The organism is Clostridium sp. N3C (genome assembly GCF_900095445.1).
Taxonomy (GTDB): Bacteria; Bacillota; Clostridia; order Clostridiales; family Clostridiaceae; genus Clostridium_AU.
This window is the reverse complement of sequence record NZ_FMJL01000002.1, coordinates 146,523-159,590: the sequence shown is the minus strand read 5'-3', so window position 1 is coordinate 159,590 and position 13,068 is coordinate 146,523. Positions and strand designations below refer to the sequence as shown.

At 32.7% G+C, this 13,068-nt stretch carries 13 protein-coding genes and 1 pseudogene; 2 read left to right on the top strand and 12 right to left on the bottom strand.

Annotation, left to right across the window (positions count from 1 at the left end; all coding sequences use genetic code 11):
* Window positions 1–115: 115 nt before the first annotated feature.
* The 11 genes and pseudogenes from N3C_RS01530 to N3C_RS01485 form a co-directional block, all read right to left on the bottom strand.
* Complete coding sequence (locus tag N3C_RS01530) at window positions 116–1,825, bottom strand: methyl-accepting chemotaxis protein (RefSeq protein WP_074364307.1); 1,710 nt, start codon at window positions 1,823–1,825, stop codon at window positions 116–118.
* A gap of 303 nt (window positions 1,826–2,128) precedes the next feature.
* Window positions 2,129–3,874, bottom strand: a complete 1,746-nt coding sequence (locus N3C_RS01525) for a methyl-accepting chemotaxis protein (RefSeq protein ID WP_074364306.1) — start codon at window positions 3,872–3,874, stop codon at window positions 2,129–2,131.
* A 157-nt stretch (window positions 3,875–4,031) separates the two neighbouring features.
* The gene (locus N3C_RS15200; RefSeq protein ID WP_207648602.1) at window positions 4,032–4,190 is read right to left on the bottom strand and encodes a GNAT family N-acetyltransferase; all 159 of its coding nucleotides are present in this window, start codon (window positions 4,188–4,190) and stop codon (window positions 4,032–4,034) included.
* Between the two features lie 9 nt (window positions 4,191–4,199).
* Window positions 4,200–4,415, bottom strand: a complete 216-nt coding sequence (locus N3C_RS15195; protein ID WP_278280996.1) for a GNAT family N-acetyltransferase — start codon at window positions 4,413–4,415, stop codon at window positions 4,200–4,202.
* A 267-nt stretch (window positions 4,416–4,682) separates the two neighbouring features.
* The gene (locus N3C_RS01515) at window positions 4,683–5,249 is read right to left on the bottom strand and encodes a GNAT family N-acetyltransferase (RefSeq protein ID WP_074364305.1); all 567 of its coding nucleotides are present in this window, start codon (window positions 5,247–5,249) and stop codon (window positions 4,683–4,685) included.
* An 80-nt stretch (window positions 5,250–5,329) separates the two neighbouring features.
* Window positions 5,330–6,721, bottom strand: coding sequence for a DUF6179 domain-containing protein (locus tag N3C_RS01510; RefSeq protein ID WP_242944024.1), 1,392 nt, complete (start codon window positions 6,719–6,721; stop codon window positions 5,330–5,332).
* Window positions 6,681–7,172, bottom strand: coding sequence for a DUF6323 family protein (locus N3C_RS01505; RefSeq protein ID WP_143312569.1), 492 nt, complete (start codon window positions 7,170–7,172; stop codon window positions 6,681–6,683). Before N3C_RS01505 ends, N3C_RS01510 begins: the two co-directional genes overlap by 41 nt.
* A 228-nt stretch (window positions 7,173–7,400) precedes the next feature.
* Entirely contained in the window at window positions 7,401–8,294 is an 894-nt protein-coding gene (locus N3C_RS01500; protein ID WP_074364303.1) for an AraC family transcriptional regulator, read from the bottom strand.
* Between the two features lie 131 nt (window positions 8,295–8,425).
* Window positions 8,426–8,752, bottom strand: a pseudogene (locus N3C_RS01495) (YjdF family protein); the annotation flags it as partial.
* A 12-nt stretch (window positions 8,753–8,764) separates the two neighbouring features.
* A complete protein-coding gene (locus N3C_RS01490) occupies window positions 8,765–9,400 on the bottom strand; it encodes a GyrI-like domain-containing protein (protein ID WP_074364301.1) in 636 nt (211 codons plus the stop codon).
* A 93-nt stretch (window positions 9,401–9,493) separates the two neighbouring features.
* On the bottom strand, window positions 9,494–9,802 hold the full coding sequence (locus N3C_RS01485; protein WP_278280995.1) for a CPBP family glutamic-type intramembrane protease: 309 nt from the start codon (window positions 9,800–9,802) through the stop codon (window positions 9,494–9,496).
* 345 nt (window positions 9,803–10,147) lie between these two features.
* On the opposite strand from N3C_RS01485, the gene N3C_RS01480 reads away from it, so the two are divergent.
* Window positions 10,148–11,248 carry an ABC transporter ATP-binding protein gene (locus N3C_RS01480; protein WP_074364299.1) on the top strand — a complete coding sequence of 367 codons (1,101 nt, stop codon included), beginning with the start codon at window positions 10,148–10,150 and terminating at the stop codon, window positions 11,246–11,248.
* Window positions 11,217–12,155: an ABC transporter ATP-binding protein gene (locus tag N3C_RS01475; RefSeq protein ID WP_074364298.1), complete on the top strand. Its 939-nt coding sequence runs from the start codon at window positions 11,217–11,219 to the stop codon at window positions 12,153–12,155. The genes N3C_RS01480 and N3C_RS01475 overlap by 32 nt, the downstream gene beginning before the upstream one ends.
* 41 nt (window positions 12,156–12,196) lie before the next feature.
* Here N3C_RS01475 and N3C_RS01470 read toward each other — a convergent pair whose 3' ends face one another.
* Window positions 12,197–12,898 carry a Crp/Fnr family transcriptional regulator gene (locus N3C_RS01470; protein ID WP_074364297.1) on the bottom strand — a complete coding sequence of 234 codons (702 nt, stop codon included), beginning with the start codon at window positions 12,896–12,898 and terminating at the stop codon, window positions 12,197–12,199.
* Window positions 12,899–13,068 lie beyond the last annotated feature (170 nt).

The window sequence follows — 13,068 nt, the reverse complement described above, 5'->3', positions numbered from 1 at the left end:
AATTTTTTTATGCAAAAAATAAATACTTTCAAATTTAATCTATCAATTATCACTTCTATTTTTAATTGTATTATGATTGCAATATCCATTAAAAAAATAAAGCCTAGCATTTACGCTAGACTTTAAAAACTTGAGCTAATTCATATAGTTTTTGAGCCAAATCTGCTTGTACTTGTGCTGCGCGGCTTATTTGCTCCATGCCAGTTGTAGTCTCATTTACTCCTGATTTTATATTTTCAGAGTTTTCGCTAGACTTTTGAGATTGCATAGCTAAATCTTCTATTTGAAAGCTTACCTGCTCTACTGTTGCATTTATTTCACCGGACATTGATGCAATATTTTCTGAAACATAAGCATAGAATTCTGCAGCTTCAAAATAATCATTTCCAATGGCTACGAACTTACTAAACTGAGTATTTACATCATCATTTAAGAAATTTAATATTTCAAAACTATTGTCTCTTAAATCCTGGAAGGCTTGACGTACTTCTTCTATAGTAGATTGAATACTAACTACTTCCTCTGCAGTTTGCTCTGCAAGTCTTCTCACTTCATCTGCCACCACTCCAAATCCTTTACCATGTTCCCCGGCTCTGGCCGCTTCTATAGCAGCATTTAAAGCAAGAAGATTAGTTTTTGCGGAGATCTTAGAAATTGGCTCTGCCATTAATTTAATATTATCAACTACTTCTGCCATTTTTAGGGCTTCTAATATACCTGCTTCCTTTGAGCTGTGTATCGCTTTGATTTGCTCATAGGAGGCAATGCTACTTTCTTTAATTTCTATAGCCTTATTTTTAATTGCCTCTGCTTTTTGGCTTCCTTCTAGTGCTTGTTCTGAAAGAACCCTAATGCTCTCATCCACCCCTATTGCACTAGCAGCAATTTCATCTGCACTAGCACTTACTTCTTGAGAAACAGTAGCTATAGAATAAGTTTCTTTTCCCATATCCTCTAAATGGGTTGTAAGCTGCTGAACAGTAGCAGAAAGCTCCTGGCTTCCTAAATTCATTTTCTTAATTGATTCCAAAACTTCATTAATTAACCTTCCAACTTGCCTTTGAGCATCATTTAATGCTCTACCTATCATGCCAAATTCATCTTTTCTTGTCAATGAAATATCTGTGGAAAAATCACCTTTTTTCATTCTATTTGCAAAGTCCTTTATCATATTCAAAGGTACAGTTATATTCTTATTAATTACAATAGTTAAAATAAAAGCAAGAATACATGCTATAATAGTTAATACTGTGAAGAAAATTAGAGAATTTATATATTGAGAATGGTTATCATTTTTCACCTTCTCAGCATCCTTTATATTGTATTCTGACAACTTTTCTAATTTACCTTGAAAAATATTTGTATAACTGTCAAGTTCACTGAGTTTTTGCTTAGCCTCATAAGCTTGTCCATCATCCATTAATTTCATTATTTCTTCTATAGTATTTGAAAAATCTAACCAGCTTTCCTCCAATTCAGGAATTAGCTTTTTTTCATATTGGTCAAGATGAGTTTTCTTAAACTTTTCAAGATTCTCTTGATATTTTACTAAACTTTCCTGAATAGCCTCAAGTCTCGACTGTTTATCATGTACAATACCTTTCCTCAGTATTAGATAATATGTATTGGCTTGTATTGATTGAGCCTCATTTTTATTATCATTAAGCCACTGTATAGCTTTTAAATTATTTTCGTACATAGAGTGTAATTCAGAATTAAGATATGACATGTTCTCATAAGCCCCAAAAGAAATTATAAGAATAAAAAATATAAGAGAAAATGATAGTAAAAAAATTTTGTTTTTAACTCTTAAATTTTGAAACAAATTTAACCCCTCCTATGTAGTCCTAAATTAAGGTGAATGTCGATAAACACTTATATCATTATGCATATCGTCGAATATTCTTACAATATGCATTTTTATTAAAAGCAATCTATTATTAAGTTATTTATTAAATAAAAAATGGCACCTATAAAGGGCCGATATAATAGTTAATCTAAACCGTATTATATTATATCATTAATTCTAATTTTTTCCAGTAGGGAGTTGTATTTTTTTATTCCTAAAATTCTAATCTCTTTATAGACAAATTGATTAAGAAACATAAAATAAAGCCTAGCTATTATGCTAGACTTTAAAAATTTGAACTAATTGGTATAAATTTTGAGCTAAATCTGCTTGTGCTTGTGCTGCATGGGCTATTTGCTCCATAGCCATTGTTGCTTCTCTTACTCCTGATTTTATATTTTCTGAGTTTTCACTAGATTTCAGAGATTGCTTAGCTAGACCTTCTATGGCAGAGCTTACCTGATCCATTGTTGCATTTATTTCACCAGACATTGATGCAATATTTTCTGAAACCTTAGCGTAGAATTCTGCATCTTCAAAATAATCATTTCCAATGGCTACAAAGTTACTAAATTGAGTATTTACATCCTCATTTAAGAAATTTAATATTTCAAAGCTATTGTCTCTTAAATCCCGGAAGGCTTCGCTCACTTCCTGTATAGTAGTTTGAATATTAATTACTGCCTCTGCAGATTGTTCTGCAAGTTTTCTTACCTCTTCTGCTACTACTGCAAATCCTTTCCCTTGTTCCCCAGCTCTAGCCGCTTCTATAGCAGCATTTAAAGCAAGAAGATTGGTTTGCTCTGAAATACTAGAAATAGTATCCGCCATTACCTTAATATTATCAACTACCTCTGCCTTCTTAAGAGCTTCTCTTATTCGAGCATCCTTTGAGCTGTGTATCACTTTAATTTGCTCATAGGAAGCAATGCTACTATCTTTAATTTCTATAGCCTTATTCTTTATTGCTTCTGCTTTTTGACTTCCTTCAAGAGCTTGATCTGAAAGCACCTGAATACTTGCATCTACCTCTTCTGCGCTAGAAGCAATTTCTTCTGCACTAGCACTTACTTCCTGTGAAGCGTTAGCTATAGAATAAGTTTCTCTGCCCATCTCTTCTAACTGTGCTGTAAGCTGCTGAACGGTAGCAGAAAGTTCATGGCTTCCTGAATTCATTTTTTTGATAGATTCAAAAACTTGGCTAATTAAATTTCCTACTTGTTTTTGAGCATCGTTCAACGCTCGTCCTATCATGCCAAATTCATCTTTTCTTGTTAATGAAATATCTGTTGAAAAATCTCCCTTTTTCATTCTATTTGAAAAATCTTTTATTTTATTTAATGGACCAGTTATACTCCTAATAATCATCACAGTCAAAAAAGAAACTAAAAGATATGATAAAACAATTACTAAAGTGAAGATAATAATAAGCTTGTAATATTTAGAATTATTATCATCTTTTACTTTAGCCGCATCCTCTATATTATAATTTGCTAAATCCTGTAACTTTCTTTGAAAAATTTGTACATTACTATCAAGGTCACCAATCTTTTTCTTAGCTTCATTGCTTTGACCATTCATAGCTAGCTTTATTATCTCTTCTCTTGTCCTTGAAAGATCGGACCAGCTTTCCTCTATTCCAGGAATCAATTCTTTTTCATAATCATCCAGTTTGGTTTTCTTATAACTATCTAAGTTATTTTCAAACTTTATTACACTTTCCTTAATTTCCTTAAGTCTTGAACTTTGTTCCTGTTTTAATCCATCATTCATTACAATATAATATGTGTTAGCTTGTATTGAGCTAGCTAAACTTTTATTATCATTAAGCCATTGTATAGCTTGCAAATTATTATCGTATACAAAATTTAATTCAGAATTAAGGTAAGACATCGTTTGGTATGATCTAAGGGAAATTACAAAAATGAAGAAAATAAAAGAAAATGATAATGCGAATATCTTGTTTCTCACCTTTATATTTTTGAACAACTTTAACGCCTCCTTTATAGTCCTGTTTTTAGTCATATAATTCATTATACATATTGTCGAATACCCTTACAATACAATTATTATTAAATATATAGAAATATTATTAATTTTAGTATTATTGAATTGTATGCAAATAAAAACGGCACTTCTTCAGCGCCGTAATACTACTTTATACATATTAAAATATCATTTTTCATTTTTCTCTTGTTAATACCATATTGAAAGCATCGCTCATTTCACCTTCATATTCCAAATCATCTTTATCTATACTCTCTACAACAAAACCTATTTTCTCATATACTCTCTGTGCTCTTGGATTAAAGGCATAAGCTCCTAAAGTCACTTGCTTCAAACTGGTATTTTAAAAAATATAATCAATTATCAGTTTTGTTGTTTCTGTTCCCAAGCCTCGGTTTCTTCCTCTTGCACCAATTAGTATTTTGAAATTCATACTATGTTTGTCCTCATTATATTCGTTTAAAACTACCTCTCCCACCGTAATATTATTATTTTTATCAACTATTGCAAGTTCCAAACGATCAGTTTGAGAATTCCTTGTATTATACCATTCTACAATTGCATCTCAATCAAATACCCCACTACTACCAGTAAATTTCAACACTTCCGGATCCTTTAGACATTCCATCATATACTGAATATCTCCATTTTCAAAGGGACGAAGTATTACCTTCTCTCCTAATAAGGTTGGTTTTTCTCTTAGGTTTATCCTTTTATCACTCCATATTCTATCATATAATATCCTAGTATCAAGTTTTAAGATACTTTGGTATTACAAATCATCTTACCCACTTACTTGCACTGTACCATTAATTTTATATAATGATTAAATTTCAACATTTGACCGCAATAATGAGAATACTATCAAATCAACAACTCCCTGCCCCTTCCAATAGTATCCTTGCCTTATCAATCCCTCTTTATCAAATCCATTTCTTTGTAGCACCTTCTGTGATTTAATATTATCCGGCATCACAAAAGCTTGTACACGATTTATCCCAATATCTCTAAAGAGATACTCTGTCATTGCCTTCACAGTTTTTGTAGCAATTCCTTTTGACCAATAAGATTCATTGAGCCTGTAGCCTATTGTCACCATATTTGTATCAGCAGAATAGTCAAAGATCTCCGCCACCCCAACAATATGGTTAGGTTCATTATTTAGACAGATTCCAAGAAAAATACCCTTTCTTTTATAAAAATCCCTTTCGAAATGTCCTATCATATGTGCCACAGCAACCTTACTCTTTCTCAGCTTTACCGGAGTATATTGAAAGAGATTTTCATTATTATATATTTCAAAAAGACTATCAAGGTCAGAATCTACAATTTTTCTTAATGTTATTTCATCAGTAACAATATAGGGAAATTGATCATATAAATTTTTATTCAACAAATCACATCCTTCACCTGCTAAATTAGTATTAAGCACCTTTCATTATAGTATATATACTATATACGATGATTCTTCAATCAAAATCCTTCAATACCATCCACAATCTTCTTAATTTCCTCTTGCCTCACAACTGGAAGCCCTTTAATATAATTTTCTAAGTACAAGGAAACCGCTCTTTCCTCTTCCGGTAAATCTACTGCTTTAATATCAGATTCAAAGGGGTGTCTCTTAAGCAACGCTGCAATCTCAATATCTCCTAGAGTATTGAACAAAGAAATACATTCCTCTTCCTCCAGTCTTGTATCCAATAATAAATCATCCAGATCATCAAAGGAGTTTACTTTTTCCTTTATAATTTTTAATTTATCAGAGGAATATCTGCAGTTAAGTAATTCCTCTATTAAACTTCTATATTCTTTATCATCCATTTTTGCACTAGATTCAAAATAAATTTTGGGCACTAAATTCGGATCAACTGGCCTTATAAATACTTTATCTAAAGTATTCAACTTAAGTGCAATTTCTATGTTAGAAGCAATCTTTGTTAAACTTCTTTCGATATAATCTTTCAGCGAATGTTCTATAATATTTAACTCTTCAAATATAGACTTCATTGCTATATTAAGAGCTATTATAAGTTCCTTATTATCATATGCTACTAATTTTCTATACAAATACTGAACATCTTTCTTAGAAAGATATAACTCTCTAATGTTAGTATTGGCAAGGGCACATCCTAAGGCTGCTGTTAATACCTGTTCAAAGATATTTATCAATAGTTCAGCATAATCTTTGTCATATCCATAAAGTAACTTATGAATGTTCTCCGGAGCAAAATTCCTACAGAATTCATTCTCAAGATATAGATGGAAAAGATATGTTTGAATATATTCTATCCCAGTCAAATTCTCCACAGTATTGCATAGCTGATAATCAATATTAGCAGGAATATCATGAGCCTCAAACTCTGAGTTGTATTCCTTGAAGAAAACACCAATTCCATTTTCATTAAGTGTGAAATTATAAGAATAATTCAGTGTATCTAACTTATTCTTTTTAGCCATATTATAGAATCTCCTTGCGGCTTTAAATTTAACATTTACTAGCTCTATGCCCCTCTCATAGAGATCAGCTATCTTTACTGTTATTAACTCTGATAGAGCCTTGTCCCGATTCGGTATGGACTTAAGGTATATTCCTATGGTATAGAGAATGGATTTCATAAGACTTTCAGCGGTATCAATTCGTATAGAACTGCTATCCCCCATATTGTACCTCTCGCTTTTATATGCTAAAAGATCAATACATTGTAGCTGTATATTTTCTATATCAGACTTATTTAAAAGCCCGCAACTATGAGCCTCCTGTAAAATTGAAATAAAATAGAATTCCCCAGCCAATTTATTACTATAAATAATATGTTGCTTTTCAATATTGGTCATCATCATTCTCCTCTTCACAATCTGCATATTCTGAATAATTAGCACCATATCCATACCGTAAATTGTGAGCTAGTTTTTCAAGCTCTCGCCCATATAGTAGTTCTAGCGATCCTTGGCATTTACCATCAAAGGCATTTTTCATAAAGGCTATCAGTTCATTATCACTTATCAAATCAAGAGTTTCATTTTTATAATAGTAAAAAATCTCAATTAACTCATTAAGTGTTTCTACGTAATTTGCCTTATAAATATAGGGAGAATCACAAAACTCCTTGATGATTTTCCCAATTACACCACCGCCAAATTCTATACGTCCATTACACTTTAGCGAAAGAGTTCTTGTTTTAACTAATTCCATGGCCTCTTGCAGAGTTAAGCTTAAACCAAATTTAAGAGTGATATCATTACATTTTACAATTTCATCAACAGCATGTTTTTCTATTAATGATGAAGATAAATTCATAATACCAAATGTCAATACTATCACCTCCAAAACAATTCAAATACTTTTATCAATAACTCTTGACATTTTTAATAAATTATGATATGATATAATTGTATATTTATATCATGACGTATATTTTATCATTTAATTTTGCTAAAATCAATACAAAAATAAAAAGCCACCTTTTATATGTAAATATAAAAGGTGGCTTTCCTTATAAATACTCTTAAAAGTAACATATTATATTACTTTACTTATTTATTACTTCCTTTTTACCGGAATCCAAATTGCACTCTGATAATCTGAATCCTTTGTATTACCAGCAGAAGAATACCATTCAACGCTAAATTTGCCTGCCAACTCATACTCAATATTACCAGGCAGCCATTCCTTCCAAATCTGAGTATTTACTGTCTGCATTGACTCTGGCATAGGACCTATGCATTTAAACTCTGCCCAATTTGCTTCCGGAATCTCATAGACATCCATACCTTTTGGAATGTTACCTCCAACATATCTGCCGGCAATCATATAACGGAATTTTCCGTCTTTACCTACATCGTCGATGCAAACCCCAAATTCTCCAATACGGTTATCATAAACTACCTGTTCAATTGCATTTGCTGGTGCATTACCAGCAAACATATTTGCTCCATACTTGTTAAAAATCTCATTCCAGAACTCAGGAATTTCTTTGTAAGCCGTATCAAAAGAAAACTCCCGCGAAAACCCTATTACTTTAAAGGCAGCCTTTTTTTCTACAGTGTAATCCATATTATCTCCTCCCTGAATTATAATACTTACTCTCAGCGGAAGGAAGGTTTTAACATAAGCCTTATTCTTTCGAACTTCTGATGGTGAGGCATTGTGAAAGCAAGTAAAGGCTTTTGTGAAACTTTCTGGTGTTTCATAGCCATACTTAAAAGCAATATCAATAATCTTCTTATCAGTGTTTAAAAGCTCCATTGCTGCTAGGTATAATCTTCTATTTCTGATATACTCTCCAATGGTTAATCCAGTCATTATTTGAAAACCACGCTGAAGATACATCGGTGACATATGAACATGATCTGCTACTTCCTCAGGTCCCTTGACAGTTAGCATCTTATCTTCCATATACTTTATTGCTTCTCTAATTGCAGTTACCCACTCCATCCTTTACTCCATTCCTTCCTTTCTTGCTGATACTATAATTCTAGCAAGAGTGATTGATCTTATCTTGTCATTGAAGAAAATGATTTGTCAGGTTATAACAACATACTTCTCATAGCTTTTTAATTAAAAGACTACCGACCCTTATGTTTAGCTTTTTTCTTATCTTGACGTAGGACAAATTTTTGTTCCTTTTCAAAGTCTTTCTGTAGTCTCCTTTTTATCTTTCTCTCATTTTTACTTTGCTCTAATTGTAGTTTTAAAGCTTGCTGTGCTTTTGCACCAATCCCTTTATTCTCTAATTGCCTTTTGATTTGTCTTTGCATACGCTTGGAATCGATTTTTCCTTCCTTATTTTTATCAATTTTAACCGAAGGACTAAGTTTCAGCTTATGTACGTTTTTAAGCAAGAAATTATATAGCTCATAATCTTTAGGCTCTTCACCAAAGGTTATTTTGCAGACCTCAAACTTTTATTTTGATAATTTAATTGGATGTCTTATTACTGTTTTCCATTTTTCAGGCGGAACTCTTCTAACATCTGACAAATAAATTTCATGGTGCATCCTACTGTCACTAAAATCATTCTTGTAACCCTTTTCAGCTATATAAGCGTCCATCAAAGCAACGGTAGCAGGATCATCATCAAAAGGACCGATATGCATAATTTGAACGCATAACCCCTCATCAATAGTAAGAAATTCTGCCAATGAGCAATCTAGCTTTTTCTTTTTTGTCGCAGTTTCAACAGCCCAGTTAAAATCATCCTCTTTTATAAAATCTGGAAGCCTTATTACAGAAATCCAGTTTAATGCTGATTTATTATTATAGTCAAAACCTTTTACACCCTCCTGCCACCAGAAGCCTTCCAGCGGGGGAACCACATAGTCAAAAAAACCTTCAATTTTGTAGTCGGTCTTATAGCTCATTTTCAGAGTATAGGCAACAGCATATAAAACGCTAACAGCTTGCTTATAAGCTCCCCCTTCTTCGTTGGGATCTCCTTTTCCTCTAACTGCTATATAGTTAACCTTAGGCACATTCACTATTTCCGCTTTGTTCTTAGGCATATAAAATTCTTTATATTCTTTTTTAAAATCAAATGCCATACTTAGTTTTCTCCTCTCTTTTTAAAGTCTAAAATTATTTCATAAGAAAATCTTCACCATCTTGTAGTTCTAATTTTTGTATCTCTATTACTATTATCTATAGTTCCAAACATGCAACACAAAAATTAATATACCATGTACTAACCAGCTTGGAAATATTGAGCCATTAAAGCCTTTCTCATTAAGCCAACCTAAAGTACCAGGAAGAACAGTCAATAGAATTGTAACCATTACTTTTCCAGTAGTTATTCCAAAAGGAATTCCGTGTAATAGTCCGAATAGAAAACCTTGCAAGGTATTACCTAGTAAAAATCCAAACCTTGCTTCAAATCTTTTTAATAAAAATCCTCTAAAGAAAACCTCTTCACAAAATCCTGTGCACAAATATCTATATACTAGTATAGCTGGAATAGCTTTGTAACCTTGTCTGGAAAATCAACTTCCTGCTAAGGTTATACCTTACGAAGTGGTACAAACACACAAACTTACTAAGCTACCATATATTAAAGTTTTATAAATACTCATAACCTTACTCCAAAAACTTCTTAACAAAAGATTCATTTCTTAAATTGTATCACATTAAATAGCAGATATTATCGCAAACCGATAAAACTTGAAGGGTTATTTTGATATTTAATTGCTTTACCATTAAAAAATTGACCTAGATCAATTTATTTTGATTAACTTTGCTATATAATCAATTCTACATTAATTAGAGAATTATAAATTTATAGGAGGCTTCCATAGATGGAAAAGGAGAAGATATTATCAATAAAGGATTTAAACATTTCTTTTAATACCTACGCAGGCAATATTCACGCTATCAGAGGCTTGAATCTAGACTTATACAGAGGCGAAACCCTTGCCATAGTAGGTGAAAGTGGAAGCGGTAAGTCCGTAACTATGAAAGCTGCTATGGGTATAATGAATGATAATGCAAAAGTTACTTCTGGATCAATAAATTTCACTTATTACAAAGATAATAAAAAAGTTGAAGTTGATATATTAAAACTTTCTAAAAAAGATTTACAAAGACAAATTAACGGAAAGCGTATTTCCATGATATTTCAGGATCCTCTAACTTCTCTAAACCCAACTATGAAAATTGGTGCTCAAATAACGGAAGGTATAATTCTTCACGATAAAGTTTCTAAAAAAGAAGCCAGAGAAAGAGCCCTTGAGCTTTTGGAGTTAGTTGGAATTACCGATGCACAACAACGTATGGATAACTATCCCCATCAGCTTTCAGGTGGAATGAAGCAGAGAGTTTGTATTGCCATAGCTCTTGCATGCAAACCGGACTTATTAATATGTGACGAGCCTACTACCGCTTTAGATGTGACTATACAAGCAAAAATACTTGAACTAATAAAAGACCTTCAAAAAAGGCTTAATATTTCTGTTATCTTTATTACCCACGACCTTGGAGTTGTTGCTAAAGTAGCAGACACAGTGGCAGTTATGTATGCTGGAAAAATTATCGAGAAAGGTACTGCAGAAGAAGTATTCTTTGACCCTAAACATCCTTATACTTGGGGACTGCTATCTGCAATGCCAGATCTTGATACAAAGGATCACTGGCTATATACAATACCAGGAACCCCTCCAGACTTATCACAGGAGATTTTAGGAGATGCTTTTGCACCACGAAATGCTTTTGCTTTAGCTATTGATAAGCTTGAAGATCCTCCAATGTTTCAAGTTTCGGACACCCATTATGCCGCAACCTGGCTACTTCATGAATATGCACCAATGATTGATATGCCTATTGAGCTTCGCAGAAGAATTGACAGGATGCTAAAGGAGGTAAAAGATTATGAAAAGCAAAAATCCACTTTTAGAGGTTAAAAATTTACAGCAATATTTTGCTATAAATGCTAATTACACCGTAAAAGCGGTAAACGGTGTTTCTTTTAATATATACCCAGGTGAAACTTATGGTCTTGTAGGCGAATCTGGAAGCGGTAAGTCTACCATAGGCCGCTCTATTATTCGTTTGTATAATCCTACAGAAGGCAGTATAATCTTTGATGGAATAGATATATCTGGTAAGCTTAATGAAAAGGAAAATAAGCATTTGAGAAGCAACATGCAAATGATTTTCCAGGACCCTATGACAAGCCTTCAACCCCGTAGTACAGTATTAGATATTGTAGCAGAAGGTTTAGATATTCATCATCTTTATAAAAATAAAGAGGAAAGGGCAGAAAAAGTGTATAAGGTTCTAGAAAAGGTAGGCTTATCTAAAAGCCATGCCAGCAGATACCCCCATGAGTTTTCTGGCGGTCAAAGACAACGTATAGGAATAGCAAGAGCCCTTATTATGAACCCTAAACTAATAATCGCTGACGAAGCTATAAGTGCTCTTGATGTATCTATTCAAGCACAAATTATTAATTTGTTAAAAAGTATTCAACAGGAGACTAACACTGCCCTGCTTTTTATTGCTCACGATCTTTCAATGGTTAAATATATATCTCAGAGAATTGGAGTGCTTGATTTAGGTTATTTAGTTGAAACAGGCACCACTGAAGAGATATTCTCAAATCCAATCCATCCTTACACAAGATCATTATTATCCGCTATTCCACGTCCAAACCCACTTCTAGAGAAAAATAGGATATCAGAATCCTATAATTATAAAACTAGTGGCATCGATTATTCAAAAGGAAGTAATCAAAATGTAGGCGGTACACATTTTGTTTTAGCTACTGATGAAGAAATTAATAAGTGGACATCAACCTATAACAATTAAATTAGTGATGGGCTATGGACTATTTTAAAGTCCACCGTCCATTACTTAGTTCCAAGAACCCTTTCTAGCGCCTCTCTATTTATTATCTTTATTTTTCTTTGCCCCTCTTGCTTTATCCATCCCTGTTTTTCAAAACTGGTAAGCTTTCTGCTTAAAGTTTCCCTGCTCATTCCCATATGGGAGGCAAGATCCTTCTTACTTATAGCTAAATTAACAAGGTTTTCATCATTAGCCATTGTAAGTAGAGCATTTGCCAATCGATGCTCTACATCTTGAATAGTTAGAGCCTGAATTTGATTTTCTGCCTTTTCAAGTCTTATACTAATTTCTTTTAATATCTTCAAAGCAATACTTGGTCGCCTTTCTATAAAAGTTTCAATTTGCCTTCCATCAATAATACACACGGTAGTTGTCTCTAAAGCTTCAGAATTATTATTTAATGGAGCATGAGTAAACAAAGACAGCTCCCCCATAAATTCACCCGGTCCTAATACTCTTATTATTTGCTCCTTTCCCGACTCCGAAAGTTTCACAACTTTAACCCTACCTTCATTAACTATAAATAACTTCTCTGCCTTATCTCCTTCAAGATATATATTTTCACCTTTTTCATACCTTCTTTGTGTGATGGTACTAGTAACATCAATAGCTTCTTCCGGCGTTAAACTAGCAAATATAGAAACTCTCTCAATACAACTTATACAACCCTTATTTATACAACTAGAACAATTGCGACAATTCATAAGCTATCTCCTTTTTTAGTAAATAATATTTTTCTTTCATTATGGACTTTTTCAGCTATATAAATTCACTATAATAATAGTAGTTTAAAAAGTAGTAATGACCAAATTCCGCTCTAAGCTAATAAATACCATTGTCTATAAGATGTAAAAAAAGCACCCATAAAACAATA

Bases quoted from the DNA above. Each gene is read 5' to 3' on its own strand.
- N3C_RS01525 (WP_074364306.1), bottom strand. From the start codon at position 3,874: ATGACTAAAAACAGGACTATAAAGGAGGCGTTAAAGTTGTTCAAAAAT.
- N3C_RS01510 (WP_242944024.1), bottom strand. From the start codon at position 6,721: ATGCAGATTGTGAAGAGGAGAATGATGATGACCAATATTGAAAAGCAA.
- N3C_RS01500 (WP_074364303.1), bottom strand. From the start codon at position 8,294: ATGGAGTGGGTAACTGCAATTAGAGAAGCAATAAAGTATATGGAAGAT.
- N3C_RS01490 (WP_074364301.1), bottom strand. From the start codon at position 9,400: ATGGCATTTGATTTTAAAAAAGAATATAAAGAATTTTATATGCCTAAG.
- N3C_RS01480 (WP_074364299.1), top strand. From the start codon at position 10,148: ATGGAAAAGGAGAAGATATTATCAATAAAGGATTTAAACATTTCTTTT.
- N3C_RS01475 (WP_074364298.1), top strand. From the start codon at position 11,217: ATGAAAAGCAAAAATCCACTTTTAGAGGTTAAAAATTTACAGCAATAT.
- N3C_RS01470 (WP_074364297.1), bottom strand. From the start codon at position 12,898: ATGAATTGTCGCAATTGTTCTAGTTGTATAAATAAGGGTTGTATAAGT.